This window comes from Streptomyces sp. NPDC005494 (assembly GCF_042872025.1).
In the GTDB taxonomy this organism is placed as follows: domain Bacteria; phylum Actinomycetota; class Actinomycetes; order Streptomycetales; family Streptomycetaceae; genus Streptomyces.
On record NZ_JBIAJR010000021.1, the window covers coordinates 1 to 19,979 of the forward strand.

At 71.7% G+C, this 19,979-nt stretch carries 16 protein-coding genes; 5 read left to right on the plus strand and 11 right to left on the minus strand.

The window, feature by feature from the left end; genetic code table 11:
- From ACFYQ6_RS34350 to ACFYQ6_RS34380, 7 genes are all read right to left on the minus strand, one after another.
- Positions 1-4,538 (minus strand): beta-ketoacyl synthase N-terminal-like domain-containing protein (locus ACFYQ6_RS34350; protein ID WP_388766750.1); only part of this gene is annotated, 4,538 nt, incomplete at its 3' end.
- A 488-nt stretch (positions 4,539-5,026) separates the two neighbouring features.
- Entirely contained in the window at positions 5,027-6,334 is a 1,308-nt protein-coding gene (locus ACFYQ6_RS34355) for a methylaspartate mutase (protein WP_388766752.1), read from the minus strand.
- Positions 6,335-6,366: 32 nt separating this feature from the next.
- A complete protein-coding gene (locus ACFYQ6_RS34360; protein WP_361586064.1) occupies positions 6,367-6,879 on the minus strand; it encodes a cobalamin-dependent protein in 513 nt (170 codons plus the stop codon).
- Positions 6,872-8,125: a type III PLP-dependent enzyme gene (locus ACFYQ6_RS34365; protein WP_361586067.1), complete on the minus strand. Its 1,254-nt coding sequence runs from the start codon at positions 8,123-8,125 to the stop codon at positions 6,872-6,874. Before ACFYQ6_RS34365 ends, ACFYQ6_RS34360 begins: the two co-directional genes overlap by 8 nt.
- Positions 8,122-9,681 carry an AMP-binding protein gene (locus ACFYQ6_RS34370; RefSeq protein WP_361586141.1) on the minus strand — a complete coding sequence of 520 codons (1,560 nt, stop codon included), beginning with the start codon at positions 9,679-9,681 and terminating at the stop codon, positions 8,122-8,124. Before ACFYQ6_RS34370 ends, ACFYQ6_RS34365 begins: the two co-directional genes overlap by 4 nt.
- Before the next feature lie 782 nt (positions 9,682-10,463).
- The gene (locus ACFYQ6_RS34375; RefSeq protein ID WP_361586070.1) at positions 10,464-10,967 is read right to left on the minus strand and encodes a DinB family protein; all 504 of its coding nucleotides are present in this window, start codon (positions 10,965-10,967) and stop codon (positions 10,464-10,466) included.
- 101 nt (positions 10,968-11,068) lie between these two features.
- The gene (locus tag ACFYQ6_RS34380) at positions 11,069-11,323 is read right to left on the minus strand and encodes a DUF6332 family protein (RefSeq protein WP_361586073.1); all 255 of its coding nucleotides are present in this window, start codon (positions 11,321-11,323) and stop codon (positions 11,069-11,071) included.
- Between the two features lie 154 nt (positions 11,324-11,477).
- Between ACFYQ6_RS34380 and ACFYQ6_RS34385 the strand changes: the two genes are divergently transcribed.
- Entirely contained in the window at positions 11,478-11,852 is a 375-nt protein-coding gene (locus tag ACFYQ6_RS34385; RefSeq protein ID WP_361586076.1) for a VOC family protein, read from the plus strand.
- A 238-nt stretch (positions 11,853-12,090) separates the two neighbouring features.
- On the opposite strand, the gene ACFYQ6_RS34390 is transcribed toward ACFYQ6_RS34385, so the two are convergent.
- From ACFYQ6_RS34390 to ACFYQ6_RS34400, 3 genes are all read right to left on the minus strand, one after another.
- Complete coding sequence (locus ACFYQ6_RS34390) at positions 12,091-13,212, minus strand: adenylate/guanylate cyclase domain-containing protein (RefSeq protein WP_388766756.1); 1,122 nt, start codon at positions 13,210-13,212, stop codon at positions 12,091-12,093.
- Positions 13,209-13,658 (minus strand): universal stress protein, encoded by a 450-nt coding sequence (locus ACFYQ6_RS34395; protein WP_361586079.1) that lies wholly within the window; start codon positions 13,656-13,658, stop codon positions 13,209-13,211. The genes ACFYQ6_RS34390 and ACFYQ6_RS34395 overlap by 4 nt, the downstream gene beginning before the upstream one ends.
- 380 nt (positions 13,659-14,038) lie before the next feature.
- The gene (locus ACFYQ6_RS34400; protein ID WP_361586082.1) at positions 14,039-14,377 is read right to left on the minus strand and encodes a hypothetical protein; all 339 of its coding nucleotides are present in this window, start codon (positions 14,375-14,377) and stop codon (positions 14,039-14,041) included.
- Positions 14,378-15,201: 824 nt separating this feature from the next.
- On the opposite strand from ACFYQ6_RS34400, the gene ACFYQ6_RS34405 reads away from it, so the two are divergent.
- From ACFYQ6_RS34405 to ACFYQ6_RS34420, 4 genes are all read left to right on the plus strand, one after another.
- Positions 15,202-16,263, plus strand: coding sequence for an ArsR family transcriptional regulator (locus ACFYQ6_RS34405; protein ID WP_361586146.1), 1,062 nt, complete (start codon positions 15,202-15,204; stop codon positions 16,261-16,263).
- A 409-nt stretch (positions 16,264-16,672) separates the two neighbouring features.
- A complete protein-coding gene (locus ACFYQ6_RS34410) occupies positions 16,673-17,941 on the plus strand; it encodes an SGNH/GDSL hydrolase family protein (protein WP_388766759.1) in 1,269 nt (422 codons plus the stop codon).
- Positions 17,942-18,003: 62 nt separating this feature from the next.
- Positions 18,004-18,459 carry a Rieske (2Fe-2S) protein gene (locus ACFYQ6_RS34415; protein ID WP_361586088.1) on the plus strand — a complete coding sequence of 152 codons (456 nt, stop codon included), beginning with the start codon at positions 18,004-18,006 and terminating at the stop codon, positions 18,457-18,459.
- An 87-nt stretch (positions 18,460-18,546) separates the two neighbouring features.
- Positions 18,547-19,035 carry a pyridoxamine 5'-phosphate oxidase family protein gene (locus ACFYQ6_RS34420; protein ID WP_388766761.1) on the plus strand — a complete coding sequence of 163 codons (489 nt, stop codon included), beginning with the start codon at positions 18,547-18,549 and terminating at the stop codon, positions 19,033-19,035.
- Between the two features lie 9 nt (positions 19,036-19,044).
- Here the strand turns inward: ACFYQ6_RS34420 and ACFYQ6_RS34425 are convergent, their stop codons facing one another.
- Positions 19,045-19,974 carry a LysR family transcriptional regulator gene (locus ACFYQ6_RS34425; protein WP_361586093.1) on the minus strand — a complete coding sequence of 310 codons (930 nt, stop codon included), beginning with the start codon at positions 19,972-19,974 and terminating at the stop codon, positions 19,045-19,047.
- Between the last annotated feature and the right edge of the window lie 5 nt (positions 19,975-19,979).

Below are 19,979 nucleotides of genomic sequence, written 5' to 3' on the forward strand. Positions count from 1 at the left end.
GACAGCACAGCAGCCGACGCACCGGCACCGTCCCAGTCCACCAGAACGAACCGGCCAGGGTTCTCCGCCTCCGCAGCCCGCACCAGACCCCACAGGGGTGCGGTGTCGAGGGCGGGCGGGGTGTCGTCGTCCGTGGCGGCGACGGCGCCCTGGGTGAGCAGCATCAGCCGTGATGCGGCGAACCGCTCGTCGGCGAGGAAGCCCTTGACGGTGCCGAGGAGCTGGACGAGGGCCGTACGCGCGGTAGCCAGCGGGTCGGTGTCAGTGGCCGTGGCCTGCGCACCATGAGTGATCAGGATGACGCCCGGCACCGCCGCGCCGCCGTCGGCCGCCGCGCCGAGCTCGTCAAGTCCAGGGTGGACGGGAACGCCGAGGGTGTCGGCCAGCCCCAGCGGGTCCGCTCCGGCGATCGCCCAGTTCTGTACGTCGAGGGGTGAACCGGCGCTCGTCTCGGCCCAGTTGATGCACTTGAGGGTGTCGGTGCGCTTGGCGGCGGCGAGGCGCGCGGTGTCGACGGCACGCACCAGGTAGCCGTCGACCACGGCCACGGGGGCGCCCGTGGTGTCGGCCAGATGCAGCAGGACGGAGTCGGTGCCGGTGGCGGCTATACGGACCCGCACGGCGGACGCACCGGTGGCGTACAGCGTCACGCCGTGCCAGGCGAAGGGCAGACGGGTGACGTCGTCCGCGGTCCCGTCCCCGGTGAAGTCGGTGGCGTGCAGGGCCGCGTCGAGCAGCGCGGGGTGGAGCGCGAACGCGCCGGCGTCGCCGTGGGCGCCCTCGGGAAGGGCGACCTCGGCGTAGACCTCGCCGTTGTGGCGCCAGGCCGCGCGGAGTCCTTGGAAGGTCGGGCCGTAGCCGTACCCCTTCGTGGCCATGTCCTCGTAGAGACCTGTGAGGTCGACGGGCTCGGCGCCGTTCGGGGGCCACTCGGCGAGACCGAAGCCGGCGCGGTCGGCGGCGGGGGCGCCGAGGGGGGCGAGCAGTCCGTCGGCGTGCTGGGACCACGGCTCGTCGTCGGTGGCGTCCTCGGGCCTCGAGAAGAACGTGATGGCGCGGCGTCCGCTGCCGTCGGGGGCGGCGACCTGGATCTGCAGGGCGACGCCGGTGCCGTCAGCGGGGACGGTGAGCGGGGCGGCGAGGGTCAGTTCCTCGATGGCGTCGCAGCCCACCTGATCACCGGCGCGGACCGCCAGTTCGACGAAGGCCGTACCGGGCAGCAGGACCGTGCCCGCGATGGCGTGGTCGGCGAGCCAGGGGTGGGAGCGCAGCGAGACGCGGCCGGTGAGGATGATGCCGTCCTCGCCCGCGCGGCTGATCACGGCGCCGAGCAGGGGGTGGCGGGCGGCCACCTGACCGAGGCCCGTCGGGTCGCCGGAGTCGGTGATGCCACGGGTGAGCCAGTACCGCCGGCGCTGGAAGGCGTACGTGGGCAGCTCGACGCGCGGTGCGCCGTCCGGCGCGCAGGCGGCGCCCCACTCCACGTCGAAGCCGCGGACGTGGACGGCGCCGAGGGCGGTGAGCAGTTCCCGCTGTTCGTCATGGCCGCGGCGCAGCAGGCAGTGGAAGGCGGGCGCGTCGTCGGCGGACGTGGTGTCGCCGGCGTCGGTCAGTGCCTCCTGCGCCATGGCGGTGAGTACGGCGTCGGGGCCGAGCTCCAGGAAGGTGGTGACTCCGGCGGAGGCGAGGGTGTCGATTCCGTCGGCGAAGCGGACGGCCCTGCGGACGTGGCCCACCCAGTACTCGGGGTCGCAGAGTTCGGCGCTGGTGGCGATCTCGCCCGTGACGTTGGAGACGACCGGCACGAGGGGTGCGCGGTACTCCAGCAGTCGGGCGATCCCCCGGAACTCGTCCAGCATCGGTTCCATGAGGGGCGAGTGGAAGGCGTGGGAGACGCGCAGCCGCTTGGTCTTGGCACCGCCCGCGGCGAGGCGTTCGGCCAGGGCGAGGGTGGCCTGCTCGGCGCCGGAGACGACGACGGAGTTCGGGCCGTTGACGGCGGCGAGGGACACCGTGCCGTCGCCGTCCGCCAGGGCCGCGACGACCGCCGCCTCGGTGGCCTGGACCGCGACCATGGCCCCGCCCGCGGGCAGTTCCTGCATCAGGCGGGCGCGCGCGGCGACCAGGGTCGCGGCGTCCTCCAGGGAGAGGACACCGGCGGCGTGCGCGGCGGACAGCTCGCCCAGGGAGTGACCGGCGAGGTAGTCGGGCCGTACGCCCCATGACTCCAGCAGCCGGAACAGCGCGGTCTCCAGCGCGAAGAGGCCGGTCTGGGCGTACTGGGTCCGGTTCAGCAGGGCGGCGTCCTCGGTGCCCTCCTCGGCGAAGAGGACGTCCCAGAGGGAGTACTCCAGCTGGACGTCGAGATGACCGATGGCCTCGTCCAGGGCTTCGGCGAACACCGGGTACCGCTCGTACAGTTCACGTCCCATGGCGGCACGCTGGCTGCCCTGGCCGGTGAAGAGGAACGCGAGCCGGCCGGTGGCGGGTTCGCCACGCACCACGTCGGGGTGGGCGGTGTTGTCGGCGAGGGCGCGCAGCGCGCTGTCGAGCCCGGCGTGGTCGCCGACGGTGACGACGGCCCTGAGGCTGAGCGCGGCACGCGTGGTCGCCAGGGAGTGGCCGAGGTGCGGCAGCGGGATGCCGGGGTGCGCGTCGAGGTGGGAGCGGAGCAGGTCGGCCTGGGCGCGCAGCGCGGGCTCGCTGTGGGCGGAGAGCGACAGCGGCAGCAGCCCGGGGGCGGTCTCGGGCGCGTCGGTGCCGGGGGCAGGCTCCAGCGCGTCGATGTCGGTGGCGTCGTCGCGGTTGCTGTCGGCGCCTGCGCCGGTGGCGTCGTCGCGGTTGCTGTCGGTGCCGGCGCCGGTGGTTTCAGCGGAGCCGGAGTCGAGAGCCGCAGTGGCCTCCTCGTCGGCGGGTTCCTCGAGGATGACGTGGGCGTTGGTGCCACTGATACCGAAGGCGGAGACGCCTGCGCGGCGGGGGCGGTCGCCGGTGCGCCACTCCACCGGTTCGGTGAGCAGCCGGACGTCGCCGGCTTCCCAGCGGATGTGCGGGGACGGCTCGTCGACGTGGAGTGTCTTGGGGAGCACCTCGTGCCGCATCGCGAGGATCATCTTGATGATGCTCGCCACGCCGCCCGCGGCCTGGGTGTGGCCGAGGTTGGACTTGACCGAGCCCAGCCACAGCGGGCTGCCCTCCTGGCGCCCCTGCCCGTACGTGGCGATGATCGCCTGGGCCTCGATCGGGTCTCCGAGCGTGGTGCCGGTGCCGTGCGCGTCGACGGCGTCGACGTCGGCTGCGGTCAGTCCGGCGGTGGCCAGGGCGTCGCGGATCAGCCGCTGCTGCGACAGGCCGTTCGGCGCGGTGAGGCCGTTGCTGGCGCCGTCCTGGTTGACCGCGGTCGCGCGGACGACGGCGAGTACCTGGTGGCCGTGGCGGCGGGCGTCGGAGAGCCGCTCGACGGCCAGCAGGCCGATGCCTTCGGAGAAGCCGGTGCCGTCGGCGGCGGAGGCGAAGGCCTTGACGCGCCCGTCGGGGGCCAGTCCGCGCTGGCGGCTGAACGCGGTGAACATGCCGGGGCTGCCCATCACGGTGACGCCGCCGACGACGGCGAGGGAGCACTCGTCGCGGCGCAGTGCCTGTGCGGCGAGGTGCAGGGAGACGATGGAGCCGGAGCAGGCGGTGTCGACGGTGATCGCCGGACCTTCGAAACCGAAGGTGTAGGCGACGCGCCCGGACGCAAGGCTGGGGGCGTTTCCGGTCATGAGGTAGCCGTCGAGGCCGTCAGGGGCCTCGTGCACACGGACGCCGTACTCGTGGACCTCGGCTCCGACGAAGACGCCGGTGCGCGTACCGCGCAGGCGGTGCGGGTCGATGCCGGAGCGCTCCAGCACCTCCCAGGTGGTCTCCATCATCAGCCGCTGCTGGGGGTCCATGGCCAGCGCCTCGCGAGGGCTGATCCCGAAGAAGTCCGCGTCGAAGTCGGTGGCGTCGGCGAGGAAGCCGCCGTGCTTGACGTAGCTCTTGCCCTGCGCCTGGGGATCGGGGTCGTACAGCCCGTCGACGTCCCAGCCGCGGTTGCGGGGGAACTCGCCGAGTACCTCTCCGCCCTCCTGGAGCAGCTGCCACAGCAGCTCGGGGCTGGTGACCCCGCCGGGGAACCGGCAGGCGACGCCGATGACGACGATGGGGTCGTCATCGTCCACGGGGCGGGCGGCCGGGTGGTCGACGGCAGCGGCGGTGGCGGGCAGCCCGAGTGCCTCGGTACGCAGGTGCTCGGCGAGGAGCGCGGGGGTGGGGTGGTCGAATCCGACCGTGGGCGGCAGGGCGAGTCCTGTCGCGGTGTTGACCCCGGTGTGGAGCGCGACCAGGCCGAGGGAGTCCAGGCCCTGTTCGCGGAAGGGGCGGCGCGCGTCGACAGCCACCCGCTTCTCGTCCGGTCGCAGCCGCCGGAGCACGGCTACGGCTTCGCGGCAGATCAGGTCGGTCAGCTGTCGCGTCTGCTCGGCGACCGGAAGCGGCTCGAGCCGGCGGACCAATTCGGAATGGTCACCCGCTTCGGCGTGTGACGCATTCGCCTTGTCGGAAGAAGAGGAAAAAGAACCGGGCTCGGTCATCAGCGCACTCCACGGTCATCACTGGTTCGCGCGCGGTCGACGGCGCGCGAATATGCCTACACCCGGCCTTGTTACGGTGTGCCGGCCATTACGGAAATCGTGTCTTGGGATTCGTTCTTCGTCATGGCGGATCTGGATCTGCTGTCGGATCAGTTGTCATCGCTGCCGTGAACGACGGTCCGGTCCGGATATTCCGACCGGATATCGCCAACGTAAGGGGGTGGGGTTGCGGCTGACACCCCTAGTGACCCCGGTTGCCGGTGGTGGCGCCCGGTAATGGGCTTCTTCCGGCGGGGCGGCCCATTGTCGGCGCGACGGAGCCCGACGAAAGTCGCGACCGCCGTCATACGCACGGCCGCATTCCCGCCCCGGGGCGTCCCGGCCGCTCAGCCTGCTGCCCTCCTGAACGGTCACGTGCCGTCGAGGAGAACGGAGGGAACGCCAGGTGAGTCGAAGGTGCTGCGCACGTAGGAGAGGTCGCCGAGCAGCCCCGGCGCCGTGACACGCCCCGTACGCAGACCGGTCACCAGATGCCCCAGCGGCAGGGACCCGATGTCCGCCCAGCGCAGCCGGCCTCCGCTGTCCAGGTAGCTGCGCGTGCGACCGCAGTTGTCGGGGTGCACGCAGTAGGGGATGTCGAGGTAGCCGTGCTGGAAGGCACGCATCAGGGCGGTTCCGATGTCGGTGTGGAGGGACAGCACCGCTTCCACCAGGGCCCGTGCCTCTTGGTACGTCTGGGAGTCGGCCTCCGCCGGAGGGCCGGGGCCGGCAGGGGGCCGCGGGGTGCGCTCCGCCACGTCGGCGGCGTACTCGAGTGCCTGGACGTTCTCGAGGATCGTGGGGATGCGCCGGGCCTCCGCCACGGTCTTCACGATGAGGCGTTCGCAGCCCGTGCTGACGGCGAGTTCGGCGGCCTGGCCGAGCAGCCGCAGCGCGCCGCCGTCGGTCTGCGGATAGACCCCCATGTACGCGTACACGACCACGTGCCAGTCGTCGGTGCGCAGATGCTCCCGGCACAGGCGGCGCAGTGCGGCGACCGCTTCCTGGTCCTGGCCGAGATGGGTCTGCTGGGCATAACTGAGGGAGACGCTGCGCACCCCGTGCTGGACGAAGAACATCGCCTCCAGGAGGCTGAGGGCGACCAGTTGGCTGGGTGGGCAGAGCTGGCCCAGCATGCATCCGCCGAACGTCTCGATGTGCGGTTCGGCGCCGCTGCCGCTGAGTTCGGCGAACAGCTCGCTGCACTCGGTCCACTCCCGGACCGCCTCGGCGAGCGGGGTGCGCCCGTAGGGGAGGCAGTAGGAGACGGGGCCGCCCTCGGTGGCGGTCAGGCCGAGAGCGGCGATGGCGGCGAAGATGTCCCGGGGCAGGGCGGAGCCGTGCCGTACCTGGACGGGGAAGTCAGGGCCCCGGATGCCGTCCAGGACGCGTTCGGTCGTCTCGGCCGGGTGGCTGACCACCGGGTAGCCGTTGAGGTCGAAGCCGGCGCGCAGCGCCTCCTCGACGGCCTGCAGATGTCCGACGCGGGTGTGGCTGTCCAGGGTGATGGTGCCCACGGTGTGGGCGTCGGCACGGCGGGTGGCGAGCAGACCGGCCCGCATGCGGGCCGGGTCGCCGAACCCCATGCGGGGCTGCACCACGAGCCGGCCGCGCGCCCCGTGCGCCCGTACGAAGGCACCGAAGTCGGCGGACTGCCGGCCGGGCTGTCCCGTCGGCACGGGGCGGGAGCGCGTAGGCCGCCGGGCTGGCTTCACGCGGTGATCCGGGGCCAGGGAAGGGCCCGGTTCCCGGCGGTCCGGGCGGAGCTCTCCAGGACCTCGACGAAGGAGCGGAAGGCGATCACCGGGTCGGCGTCGTCGGGGAACACGGCGTCGAAACCGGCCTGCGAGAGCTGCTCGGAGAGCGCGTCGGCCTCGTCGGTGATGCCGAGCTTGCCGCCGATGACGGCGGGGGTCGCGGCGAGTTCGGGCTGCTCGCGCAACCGGCGGATCAGCCGCATCCCCTCCTGGTGGCCGTGGCCGTTGACCGAACTGACGACCAGCAGGTCCGGGGCGGTCTCCAGGCACTCACGCACCAGCAGGTCGTCGGGCACGCACGGGCCCAGGTTGATCACCCGGTAGCCGAGTTCCTCGATGAGCAGCTGAAGGTAGACCAGGTTCCAGGTGTGGGAGTCGGAGGCGACCGTGGTGACCACGACGGTGCCCTTGCCTCCCTGCGCGGGCAGTGTGCGTTCGGCGGGGGCCACCGCCGCCCCGTCAGACATCCGTCGGCTCCTCTGCGCGGCTGCGGCGGACATGCTCGATGCGCGACACCGAGACCACCCCGTCCCGGTCGAGCACGACTTCGGTGGGCGCCGGGCGTCCCAGGAACATCAGCAGGCTGGCGGTCGGCCCGTAGGCGCCCGCGTTGGGCACGGTGACGACGTCGCCCTCGGTGAGGAGCGGTACCTCGACCTGCCGGCCGAGAAGATCACCGGGGGTGCACAGAGGCCCTGCCAGGGTGGCGCGTTCGGTCTCGGCGCCGACGGCGACCTGGACCGTGACCGGCAGCAGCCGGCCGAGCCCCGACATCCCACCGAAGCTGTTGATCCCGGTGTCCAGGATGACGAACTTCTGACCGCGGCTGACCTTCACGTTGCTGACGCCCGCGACCAGCGTGCCGCTGTCGCCGACGAGGTAACGGCCGGACTCGACGGCGACCTTGGGACTGTCCTCGCGCCAGGCGGGGAACGCCTCGTCCAGCGCCTCGGCGAGACCGGCGGCCAGGCCCGGGTAGCGGGCGCGTTCGCCGGCCGTGGCGTACGGCACGGAGAAGCCTCCGCCGATGTCCAGCAGCCGCAGGGGGACGCCCAGTTGCTCCTGGATCTGGGCGGCGGTCGTGATGGTGTGCCGGAACTCCCCGAGCAGCGCCTCCTCGTCGGCCGCGTTGCTCTGGGAGAACAGGTGCAGGCCGACGATGTCGGTTCCCGGCACGTCCCGCAGCTGCTCGGCCAGCTCCGGGACGGTCTCGCTGTCGATGCCGAACTGGGTGGGCTTGCCGGTCATCCGGATGCCCGTGCCGGCCGACCCGGTGGCGCTGTTGATGCGCAGCAGGCAGTCGGCGGTCACACCGGTCTCGAGGGCGGCCTCGCCGATGTGCCGCAGGTCGCCGAGCGACTCGGCGGAGAACAGGCGTACGCCGCTCTCCAGGGCGGTACGCAGTTCCTCGTAGGTCTTGCCGGGCCCGGTGTAGAGGACGTCTCTACCCGCGTAGCCCGCTTCGAGAGCTGCGGCGAGTTCGCCGGTGGAGCTGATCTCGGCGCGGCAGGAGGGGCCGTCGCCCTCGCGCAGGGCGCGTACGAGATCGACGTGCGGGTTCGCCTTGAAGGCGTAGTAGACCTCGAAACCCTCCGGCAGTGACTGGAAGAGATCGTGGCGGGCGGCCCGGACCTTCTCCAGGTCGTAGACGTACAGGGGGGTGCCGTAACGTTTGGCCAGATCCTCCGGATCCGGACCGGTGAGGGCGTTCACTTCTCTCTCCCGTCGAGCAGCCTGGCCAGTTCCTGTCGGGCGTTCTTGCCGTGCTGGGTCAGCGGGAACTCGGTCAGCGCACGGCAGATCGCCGGTACCTTGGCCGGCTCCAGGCGGACCGCGAGTTCCTTGATGACGACCCTGGGGTCGAGTTCGGTCTCCACGAAGAGCGCGAGATCGTGCCGTTCGCCGGGCGGGACCGCGGCAGCGGCCCGGATACCGGGGATGTCCATGGCGGCGGCTTCGATCTCCAGGGTGCTCATGCGGAAGCCCTTGCGCTTGAACATGTCGTCGCGCCGGCCACGGAAGTAGAGGTAGCCGTCGGCGTCGAGGCTGCCGTAGTCGCCGGTGTGCAGCCGCAGCCGGCCGGACTCCGCGTCGCGCCGGAAGGTCCGTGCACTCAGTTCCGGGGCGCCCCAGTAGCCGGGCATCACGTGGCCGCCCTCGGCCACGATCTCGCCGGTCTCGCCGACCGGCACCGGTCGGCCCTGTTCGTCCAGGATCAGGACCCGGGTGCCGGGCAGGGGCAGGCCGACCGCGTCGGGTCGCTCCTGGTCCTCCTCGGGCGGCATCACGGTGATCCGCTTGGCCTCGGTCTGGCCGTACTGACGGACCACCCGTGTGCCGGGGAAGAGGTCCCGCAGCTCGGCGATCACCGAGGACGGCAACGCGGCTCCGGTGTTGGTGAACATCCGGACCGGGGGCACCTGCCCGTCGGCCCTGCGCCCCAGCTTGACGATCATGCTGGCGAGGGAGGGCACGGTGGGGACCACGGTCGCGCCGACCTCGCGCATCCGTCGCAGCAGGAGCAGGTCCTCCGCGCGGTCGGCGAGCACGATCTCGCTGCCGACGGCGCAGCTCATCAGGACCTTGTACAGGCCGTAGTCCCAGGACATCGGGAAGCGGCAGAACACCACGTCGTCCGCGCGGTAGCCGAGGGAGCTCACCAGCGCCCGGGTGGCGAAGGTGACTTGGGCGTGCGGGCAGATCACCGCCTTCGGTGCGGCGGTGCTGCCCGAGGTGTAGATGAGGGCCGCCGGGTCCTCGGACCGCAGCGGGACCGGAGCTGCGCGCTCCCCGCTGTCGCACAGGGCGGCGATCTCCGGCCAGATCTCCTCGAACGTGGTGCGGGTGACCGGGCCGGCGGGGGCGTCGCCCTCGGCGGGGAGGGTGAGTTCGCCCGCTCGGGCGTCGCCGTCGTGATCCGTGACGAACAGGGCCGGACGACAGTTCGCCACCACGGACCGCAGGTGGAACGGCTTCATCGCGGGGTTGAGCGGCACGAAGATGACTCCGCGGCGTGAGGCGCCGTAGAACATCGCCGCGAGTTCCCGGCCGGTGGGCAGCTGGACGACGAGCCGGTCCCCCGCACCGAGACCGCGCCGCTCCAGCCATACGGCCACCGCGTGGCTCGCCTCGTCCAGTTCCGCGTAGCTCCACCGCTCGTCCGCGTCCCGGACAGCCGGAGCGTGAGGGGTGGCTGCTACGGCTTTGTCGAGCAGTTCATGGACGAATTCACCACCGGGGAAACCGGCCGCCTCCCCGGCTCCGCCCATTGCTGGTATCTCGTCCGCACCTTCGATATCCGTGGCAGTGCCCGCCGACCGGCTGCCGCCCACGTGCGCATGGCTGTCCATTTCCAGACCCCGTCTCATAGCCCCGAAAACTGGCGACGGGCAAACCGTAGAGATATTCGAGCCGCGCCCCACACCCCTAGCCGCCCTTAATCACCCCTGGGTGACTGCGACACGAAGAAGCGCGGTGAAGCACCGAATACGAGGGGATCACGTCAGTCGAAAAGCACGTATCCGCACGTGGTGGGCCTGCGGTGCGCGGGGAAGTGCATGGGCCCGGCGCTCCGCCGGGGAGACCCCGACCGGCCGGCACCGGACGTGTGCGCCGACAGCGACCCCGGCCCCTTTCCCCTCCGGACCACTCAGAACCCTTACGAGCACCCACGACGGCTTCGCGCCGCAGCCGATGGCCGAAGCTGACCGACGAGACGCAGTCCACCGCGGGACGTTTCGAGCCTCGGCGCCTGCGATCACCTGACTGCTCGCGGCCCGGCCGACGCGATGTGCTGCTACGAGCGACGTGTCCGGCTCAACGCCCGGGGCACGGCCGAGCAGCCGGCCGACGCCGTCGGGCTCAGGGCAGGCCCACCGGGCGGACAACGCAGTCCGTACGGCGCCGCTCCCCGGGACCTGTGGGTGTCGGACAGGCCGTCGAGCCCGGGGAATGACCCGGTCGAGGGCTCGGCGGAATCCGGAGACCCCCGGGCGCGAGAGAACCGGTACCCGCCCGTGGATCACGGGCCTACGAGCCTACGGAACGCGCGTCACCGTCCGGCGGAGCCGTCGATCTGTTCGCGCAGGATGTCCGCATGCCCGGCGTGCCGGGCGGTCTCCTCGATCATGTGGACCAGCACCCAGCGCATCGACGGAGGCGCGGTCTCGCGAAGCGAGCGAGCGCCAGGGCGGTCCAGGTCGGTGCAGGCCAGAGCGACTTCGTCGGCGCGGGCGATCGCCTCGCGATAGGCGTCGGCCAGATCCGACACGGTGTCATCGGCGTGCACCACACCCTCGTCGTCCCAGCGCTCGTGGCCGGCCCCCTCGTAGGCCCAGACGAACCAGTTGAGCTCCACGGCTGTCAGGTGCTTGATCAGTTGGAGCAGGCTGGTCCCCGAAGGGACGCCGGCCGTACGGACCGCCGGCTCCGGGGCGCCGTCCACCTTCGCGAGGACGGCCTCGCGGAGGTAGTCCAGGAAGGTCAGCAGAGTGGTCTTCTCGTCGGCGTCAAGACCGGGGGGCCGGAGGTCTGCGCGGGGCTCCGAAGTCGTCATGGCGGAAACGTAGATGATCGGTTCCTGCCTCACCAGCCGTTTCCGGTCACCCTGGCACGTCGGTGGCTTCTTCCCAGTCGGCGAGGGGGGACGGGCTGTGTTCAGTGGCCCATGCGGCGCTGCTCGTCGAACCGAAGGAGCACCCACACCAGACGCCACACTCCGGCCACCGCTCCGAGCAGTGCGCCCCCTGCCAACACGCCACCCCGCGCCGGGCCGGAGACGTCAAGGGCCAGGACGAGAGTCCAGGCCACGGCAAAGATCACCCCGGCCAGGACGGCGGCAGTCATCAGGGCGAAGACGATCTCCACCGTCATTGCGTCCTTTTCCGACCGCGACTCACGTCCCATGTCCATGCTGCAAGTCTCACATCGCGGTCAAGGCACGGCGCCTGCGCCCGGCCGCTGCCTCGCACGGGCGCTCGCTCCCCACGGGGCAGGGCTTTCCCAAGCCGGTGCCCTGCCACGCCGTGGGACGCATGGCCGCGGAGCGGCAGGGCACAGTGGAGTCATGACGACCTCGCTCGGAGCTTTTGTCCTCGGCACCCCGGATCCGCCCGCGCTCGCCGACTTCTACCGTGCGCTGCTGGGCTGGCAGGAGGTCGAGCGGTCTCCGGAGTGGGTCCGGTTGCGGGCTCCCGAGCACGAGCGGCCGGGGCTCAGTTTCCAGTTGGAGACGGACCACACTCCCCCGGTGTGGCCGCAAGGGCCGGACACCCAGCAGATGCAGGCGCATCTGGATGTGGAAGTCGACGACCTGGAGGCCGAGACCGCACGCGCATGTGCTCTGGGGGCGACGCTGGAGGCCCACCAGCCGCAGGAGGACGTCCGCGTGCTCCGGGACCCCCACGGCCACCCGTTCTGCCTCTTCCTCCCGGGCGCCTGACGGACCGAACGGACCGACTGCTGCACCGGGCGCCTGACGGGCCGACCGGACCGGCTGCTGCACGGCGGCAGGCAGGCACCACGTGGCAGGCCGTAGGCAGGCACCACGTGGCAGGCCGTAGGCAGCAAGCCGCAAGCGCCCAGGGGCAGCGACAGGCGGAGGACAGCACTGCGCGAGCCGAGCCACGAGCAGCGGCCCGACCACGCGCAGGCCCCCTGCCCGCTGGCCGTACCTTCCGCTACGACGCCACCCCACGGCCCCCACCCGACCGCAGAAGCACCGGTCGCAGTCTGCTGTACCCACGCACCGACACAGGGCGGAGCGCTTTGAGTTGGTACCGGGCCAGCCCTGCCAGTTCGCCCGCGAGCGCCGTGTCGACCAACACCGTGCCCGGGCGGGCCACCGCGGTGAGCCTGGCCGCGATGTTGACCGTGGCCCCGTAGACATCGCCGAAGCGGCTCAGCATGGGGCCGTGGGCGACTCCTGTCCGCACCTGGGGCAAGTCAGGTTCCGCCGAGGCCCGGGCAGTGAGTTCCAGGGCCGTGTCAGCCGCTTCGGGAGCGGACTCGCAGACGAAGAGGACCTCGTCCCCGATCGTCTTCACCACCCGGCCCCCGCCTTCGGCGACCACGTCACCCGTCAGGCTCTCGAACCGGTCGATGATCCGCACCAGTTCGGAGCTGTCCAGACCACGTGTCATCCGGGTGTAGCCGACCATGTCGGTGAAGCCCACCGCGCGCTCCCGTACGTCGGCAGCCTCGCGCGGCGCGACGGGCCCTCTGGCCGCCGCGACGTCTTCCGGCCCTCCGGCACCGTGGGCCGTCCTCTGCCCCGGTGCCGGGCGGGCGTCCTCCTCCTCCCCCTCCGCGAGGACGCGTCCCGCGTTCGCGGCGAGATGCCGGCGCCACACATGCCGTTGCAGCAGTTCCAGCTCCGGCAGCAGAGCCGCGGCCTGTTCCACCAGCGCCTCGCCACCGGTGACGGAGCCGGGCTCGCGGTTGAGCCAGGCCCAGAGGGTGTGCACCTGCCATTCGGCGAGCCGGGACAGATGATGCCCGAGGGCCCGCGCCATCGCCGTCTCGTTCTCCTCGGTGATGAGGCCCGCTGCGACAAGCCGTTCCCCCGCACGCAGTGCGTCGACATCGGCGTCGGTGAAGACCCTCGCGTCGTCGTCCACCACCGGGAACCCGAGCGCGCGCCAGATCTGCACCGTGCGCTCAGGGCTCACCCCGGACCGCTCGCCGATGTCCCGCCTCGTCCAGACACGGTCGCCCCCGAGCAGCACGGCCTCGACGGCTCGCCGCAGTTCCTCGGCACCGGGCGGGCCCGCCACCCCGTCCGCCGGTCCCACCGCACTCACGTGGTGTGCACGATCAGCACGTCGAGACCCGCTCTTCTGGCGATGTCCGCGGGTACGGAGCCGAGAATGCGGCCGGCGAGCGAGCGCAGTCCCCTGTTCCCGACCACCACGAGGTCTGCCGAACATTCCCGGGCGAGCGCCACGAGCGCGGGCACCGGCTCGCCCTCCACCGCGGTCGAGCGTATGGTGCCCGCCCCCTGAGCACGGGCGCGCTCCGCAGCCGTACGCAGAGTCGCCTCCGCGGGCGCCGAGCCCACGACCTGAAACGCTTCCGCGCCTAACTCGTCCTGCGCACGTGCGAGTTCCGGCCCGCGCATCGGTACGTACGCGCAGGCGATGACCAGTTCGGCCCCACAGGCGGCGGCGAGCCTCGCAGCCCCTTCGACCGCGGAGTACGACGACTCCGAGCCGTCCGTGCCGACCATGACCGTCCGGTAGGCAGCCACGACAACCTCCTTACCAGAGAGTAAACTTACCGCAGAGTAAGGTAGATCGGGTGGCACACGGAGGGCAAGGGGGCGTACGGGTCGGCGCGCGTGCGCAGCAGTGTCCGCACCCGCCGCCACCGGACAGCGGCGGGTGCGCACGATCCGGGGGACAGCACCCCATCGGCGCGGCCGAGCGGTTCCGGGCAAACACGCCCAGCAGGCGCGGCCGCACGACCGGGGTCGTCACGCCCAACAGGCACGGCCGCACGATCCGGGGTAATCACGCCCAACAGGCACGGCCGCACGACCGGGGTCATCACGCCCAGCAGCGCGCGGCCGCACGATCCGAGCAATCACGCCCAACGGGCGCGACTCGGCCGGCCCGGAGGGCACCCGCCTCAGGCGGTGGGCCCCTCCTCCCGCTCCGCGTGGTCGAGCTGACGCACCCCGCTCTCCCAGCGCCGGCGGCGCTCCTCCGGCGACTGCTCCCACCAGGGGGTACCCCGCTCACCCAGAGCCACCTTCGCCGTGTGGACCTGATTCCGCGCCCGCCCCTCGGCTTCCGAGTCGGCGGCGCGTCGCGCGGCGGCCACCGCACGACGCCCCGACATGAGGTGATGCCGCAGGCGAGAGGCGACGTCTTCGGGAATCTCGGGATCCGTCGCACGCCACCGTCGGTTGTTGATGACCACGTATCGGCCGTCCGGGGTCCGCTCCGGATCCGCAGGGGGGTTCATCCGGTCGATGCTGCCCGGAGAGCCGGACGGACGGCATCAGGACACGCGGCCGTCCACGGGCCGACGACCGCAGCCACATCTGCACGGCCGGCATCCGTTCGTCCGGCGGGTGGCGAATGAGCTTCCTCATCGAGGTACGCATCGCGGTCGGCTGCTCGCCCCGGGTACCCGGCATTTCCTGGATCAGGAAAGCCGCGCTCGGGCCGAGTTCGTGGCCTCCCGCATTGATGAGAGCACCCTGTCGACCTCGCCCCGGTTCGTGACCGCGGCCCTCGTAAATGAGACCGGCGGGCAGGCCAAAAAGGCGTGGAGGATGCACTCGACCTCGCAGCAATGGCCCGGAACATCGAGTCGATCGACTTTCGGCAAACCGTGCACCCAGCCCGAAGGGAATGCTCACCCTTTTCCCCGCGCCAAGAATTCCACGCCGCCCGCCCAGGGGTTCCCATGCCCGGCCGAAGACCTCCGGGGGCTTGCCGCAGCGGGCGATTCACGTCCTGATGTGTGGACTCCGGAATCAGGGAGACGCGCTGAGCGCAGGTGGACCGCTTCTCGTGGGCGACGGGTGAGGACAGCGGCCCCACAGCTCTCTTCGGGGCGGTCGCGCAGGGGGCGGCCGGGGCCCCACAGGCTCGGCCAGGCCGGTCCGGGAGCTCCGCCCCACCGGCAACCTGCCGCATGCGCGAGCCCAGACCGAACGGAATACCGAAATCAGCGACGCGGAGAAAGACCTGATCCGCCCCCTCCACGATTGCCGACACACCGTGGGCTGGGCCATGCTGTTGCGACTGAGAGAAAAAGCTGAGCTCTACGGGGGAGACGCGATGCTCCGCATTCATTTCAGTGACGCCGACCTGGGCAGAACCAGGCTTGCCGCCGCTCCCGATCCACTGTGGGAGATCGCCGCCAGCCTGCACAGACTGCAGTCGAGGAAAGGCCGGTGGGCCTATGCAGGGTGGTATCGCACGGCGCGGCAGCGGCTGCGCGACAAAGGACTGGAACGACCCGTACGGTCCGTTCTCCTGCCCCTGTATCCCAGGGCGGCGTATTTTCCGGACTTTCTGACTCCGGTCCATGCCAGGGACGGGTTCGAGGCCGGGTTGGAGTCGATCCTGGCCACGCCTCCCCAGCGGGTGCTGGAGGAGATGGCCATCCTCGACCGGACGGTCGGAGCTCCGCCGTGGGCCGGGCAGCTGGCCCGGCTGGACGCGCGCAAGGAGTTCGTGGGCATGCTGCGCGCCTACCACGAGGCCGCCGTCGCCCCCTTCGAGGAACAGGTTCAGGCGCGGATCGAGGCCGAGCGGGCCGTGCGCTGCCGCGGGATCCTCGACGGCGGAGTGGAAGGCATGCTCGCGAGTCTCGGCCCCATGATGCACTGGCGGCCTCCCGTGCTGGAGGCCGCCTATCCGACCCAGGCCGCGGACCGGGACCTGCATCTCAACGGTCGCGGGATCACCCTCGTCCCTTCCTACTTCAACTGGAGCGAGCCGGTCGCTTTCGCGGATCCCGAACTGCCGCCCGTGCTCTGGTACTCACTGCTCCACGAGCCCGACCACCGGACCCTCGCGCAGGATGACGCGATCGGCTTCGCCGCTCCCGGCCGGCCGCTGACCAGCCTGCTCGGCCGCGCCCGGGCCGTCGCCCTGTACGCCGCGTCCTCGGGCGCCACGACCGGCGAGATCGCCCGCGCCGCCGGTGTCTCGGCGTCCTCCGCCAGCAGGCACGCCACCGCACTGCGCGACGCCGGCCTCATCACCAGCGTCCGGAACGGGCCGACGGTCCTGCACACGCTCACGCGCGTGGGGGCGGGCGTGCTCCGTGCGGCCATGCGCACGGCCGACGAGCGCGCCACGGACGCGGCCGGGGGTGGCGGCGCGGACCGATGATCACAGGCCTACCGGCACACAAGGGTGACGGGCCTACCGGCACACAAGGGCGACCGGCTCGCCGGCGTAGGCGACCCGGCCCTCCGGCGTACAAGGGCGACGGGCCTGCCGGTGAGGGCGGGTCGGCCGGCCCCTCGGCAAACGAGCGGGTCGACCGGCCGTCCGGCCGTCCGGCCGTCCGGCAGAGGCGAGTTGACCGGTTTCGGCCGTACGCCGCCGGGCCCCCGCGTCGGCAACGGGGGAACCACGTCCGTACCGGCTGACTCGAACGGCACCTTGTGCACCCGCACCGGGTCCGGTCTCATTCATCACAGCAGACGCACGCGGGCGCACTCACACCACGTGACAACGTTGCCAGAACACATCCGAGGCCCCGCCGCGCCCCCGACACCCTCCAAGGAGTCCCGAGATGCGATTACGCACCTCCGCCGCACGGCTCTGCCTGGCGGCCATGAGTGCCCTCGCCCTGATGCTGGTCAGCGTCCCGCAGCCCGCCGCCGCGCACACCTCCGGCGGAAAGTGGGTCGCCGCCTGGGGCGCCAGCCAGGTGGCCGGAAGCGAGATCCCCGGTAACGACTGCCCCGCCGGAAGCGGCCTGCAGAACCGGACGGTCCGCAACGTCCTGTTCGTCAGCGCCGGCGGCGACCGCGTCCGGGTCCGGCTCGCCAACACCTTCGGTACGCGCCCGCTCAGCGTCGGCCACGTCACCGTCGCACTCCAGGAGTCAGGCGCGTCGGCCGTGCCGGGCACCCTGCGCAGCCTGACGTTCGCCGGCCGGGCCGCCACGACGGTCCCGGCCGGCCAAGACCTCTTCAGCGACCCTCTGCCGATGCGCCTGCGGGCCCTGTCCAGCCTGCTGGTCAGCGTGTACGTGGACGAGGCGACAGGCCCGGTCACGAACCACCCGTTCACCGCCCAGGGCAACTACCTCGCCGAGGGGGACGAGGCCCTCGACGTCTCGGGCACCCGTTACGCGGACACCCCCTGCTGGATGCTGGTGAGTGGCGTCGACGTACGCGGGAGCGCCCGGACGGCCGGCACCGTGGTGACGTTCGGCGACTCCATCACCGACACCGCAAGCACCACGGGCAACGCCAACCAGCGTTATCCGGACCACCTCGCGCGCCGGCTCCAGAGCAGGCACGGCCCGTCGCTCGCCGTCGTCAACGCCGGCCTGGGAGGGAACCGGCTGATCGCGGACCGGGACGGCGAACCGTACTACGGCCCGTCAGGTGTGTCGCGGGTGGAACGCGACGCGCTGGGCCAGAGCGGAGTGCGCGCCGTCATCCTGCAGGAGGGCATCAACGACATCGGCTTCGACGCCCCGGCCGAGGACATCATCGCCGGGTACCGGACGTTCATCGAGAAGGTGCACGCCCAGCACGTCCCGGTGTACGGCGGCACCCTGCTGCCCTTCCGGGGTTCGTTCGTCTGGACCCCGGAACGCCAGGCCACCTGGAACAGGGTCAACGAATGGATCCGGCACTCGGGCGCGTTCGACGGCGTGGTCGACTTCGCGGCAGCCACCGCTTCGGCGGAGGACCCGCACCGGATGGACCCGGCCTACGACAGCGGGGACGGGCTGCATCCTGGTGACGCGGGTACCCGCGCGATGGCCGACGCGGTGGACCTCGACATGCTGCTCGGCCGGGGCGACGGGAAGCCCGTCCGCCTCTGAACGCACGGCCCCGCCGGTCCGTATCCCCACCCGAGGTCGTAGTCGACGAAGGGAAAGCACGTATGAGCGCATCGCAGGAGAGCCAGGTCCACATCCGGCGCCGCACCGTCGTCGCGGCGGTCGGCGCGGTGGGCGTGGCCGCCGCTCTCACCGCGTGCGGCGGCTCGCAGGACCAGGAAGGCTCGGACACCGTGCAGCCCGCCGAGGAGGGTGACGGCGCGAACGGCGGTGGAGGGGTTCTCGCGAAGACGGCCGACATCCCCGAGGGCGGTGGTGTGGTCTTCGCCGACCGGGGCGTCGTGGTGACGCAGCCCACGGCCGGGACGTTCAAGGCGTTCTCGTCGAAGTGCACACACCAGGGCTGCGCGGTGAAGGGGATCGCCGACGGCGTCATCAACTGCCCCTGTCACAACAGTACGTTCGACGCGGCGACCGGTGAGGCGACGGGTGGTCCCGCGACCACGCCGTTGCCGGAGAAGCAGATCCGGGTGGAGGGTGATTCCATCACCCTGGTGTGAGAGCGGGCAGGGCCGGGACCGTTGCGTGATCGCTGAGAAGCCTCCATGATTCCGGGAACCGGCCGAACCGCACGAGAGGGGCGTCCCGTGACCGTTGCCCAGCGCCGTGGCCGTCGGATCATGATGACCGACGCGGAACGGGACGCCTATCTCCAGGTGCAGCGCACCTGCCGGGTGGCCACGGTCTCCCCCGAGGGCCGGCCCCATGTCGGCGCGCTCTGGTTCGTCTGGGACGGCACCTCCCTCTGGCTCTACTCCCTCACCCGAAGCCTGCGCTGGTCACAGCTGCGGCGTGATCCTCGGGTCGCCGTGGTGGTGGACGACGGCGTGGAGTACGGCGAACTGCGGGGCGTGGAGCTGTCGGGCGAGGTCTCCTTCGTGGGCGAGGTTCCGCGCACGGGCGAGAACCTCCCGGAACTCGAAGCGCCGGAGCGTTTGTTCGCGTCGAAGTACTTCGGCCTGGACTCGTTGCCGCACGACGCGCGGCACGGCTGGCTCCGGCTCACCCCCGAGACCGTCACGTCCTGGGACTTCCGCAAGCTGGCCGCACCGAACGGCACGACGCAGCCGGGCTGACAGCCCCGGTCAGCCGGAGGACTCCGGAACGACCGGCTCGTGCAGGGACCTCCCGGCGGCGCGCAGGGCGGCCACGGCCGCCCTGATCGAGGGCCGTCTGTCCGCGTCCGTCCGCCACACCGCGTGCACATGACGCCGCATCCGCTGGCGCACGGGCACCAGCCGGACCCCGTCGGGCACCGGTCCGCGCCCCAGCCGCGGCGCCACGCAGACGCCGAAGCCCGCTGCGATCAGGGCGAGCTGGGTGTGATGCTCGCCGGCGAGGTGCGCGATGCGGGGTTCGATGCCCTTGGACCGCAGAGTGAACATCAGCCAGTCGTAACAGAACTCGCCCTCCGGCCAGGACACCCAGTCGTCGTCGGCGAAGTCCTCCAGGTCCACCTCGGCCCGGCCGGCCAGGGGATGACCGGCAGGCATGGCGATGTCCGGTGCGTCTTCGAGGAGTTCGGCCTTGGCGAGGCCGCCGGGGGTCGGAAGACGTTTGTTGCTCCACTCCAGCACGACGGCGAGGTCGGTGTCGCCGCGCAGCACCGCGCGGATGCCCATCTCCGGCTCCAGCTCCGTGGAGCGCACCTTGAGCTCGGGATGCTCCGCGCGGAGCGTGGTGAGTGCGGCGGGGAACAGCCCTCGGGCGGCCGTCGGAAAGGCCGCGAGCCTGACCTCGCCCACCACCTGGCCCCGCTGCGCCTCGATGTCGGACTGCGCGATCTGCACCTGGGAGAGGATCTTCGCGGCGTGGTCCGCGAGGAGCCGCCCGGCATCGGTGAGGCGGATCCCCCGGCCGTTCCTGGCCAGCAGCTGCTGACCGACCTCGCGTTCCAGTTTGGACATCTGCTGGGAGACGGCCGAGGTCGTGACGTGGAGCCCGTCGGCAGCCGCGCTCACGGAACCGTGCCGGGCCAGGGCATCCAGCGTGCGCAGGCGCTCCAGATTCAACATGTAAG

Excerpts from the sequence above, each read along its gene's own strand:
- ACFYQ6_RS34360 (WP_361586064.1), bottom strand. The coding sequence starts at position 6,879 with ATGTCTGACGGGGCGGCGGTGGCCCCCGCCGAACGCACACTGCCCGCG.
- ACFYQ6_RS34370 (WP_361586141.1), bottom strand. The coding sequence starts at position 9,681 with ATGGGCGGAGCCGGGGAGGCGGCCGGTTTCCCCGGTGGTGAATTCGTC.
- ACFYQ6_RS34375 (WP_361586070.1), bottom strand. The coding sequence starts at position 10,967 with ATGACGACTTCGGAGCCCCGCGCAGACCTCCGGCCCCCCGGTCTTGAC.
- ACFYQ6_RS34380 (WP_361586073.1), bottom strand. The coding sequence starts at position 11,323 with ATGGACATGGGACGTGAGTCGCGGTCGGAAAAGGACGCAATGACGGTG.
- ACFYQ6_RS34385 (WP_361586076.1), top strand. The coding sequence starts at position 11,478 with ATGACGACCTCGCTCGGAGCTTTTGTCCTCGGCACCCCGGATCCGCCC.
- ACFYQ6_RS34400 (WP_361586082.1), bottom strand. The coding sequence starts at position 14,377 with ATGAACCCCCCTGCGGATCCGGAGCGGACCCCGGACGGCCGATACGTG.
- ACFYQ6_RS34405 (WP_361586146.1), top strand. The coding sequence starts at position 15,202 with ATGCTCCGCATTCATTTCAGTGACGCCGACCTGGGCAGAACCAGGCTT.
- ACFYQ6_RS34410 (WP_388766759.1), top strand. The coding sequence starts at position 16,673 with ATGCGATTACGCACCTCCGCCGCACGGCTCTGCCTGGCGGCCATGAGT.
- ACFYQ6_RS34415 (WP_361586088.1), top strand. The coding sequence starts at position 18,004 with ATGAGCGCATCGCAGGAGAGCCAGGTCCACATCCGGCGCCGCACCGTC.
- ACFYQ6_RS34425 (WP_361586093.1), bottom strand. The coding sequence starts at position 19,974 with ATGTTGAATCTGGAGCGCCTGCGCACGCTGGATGCCCTGGCCCGGCAC.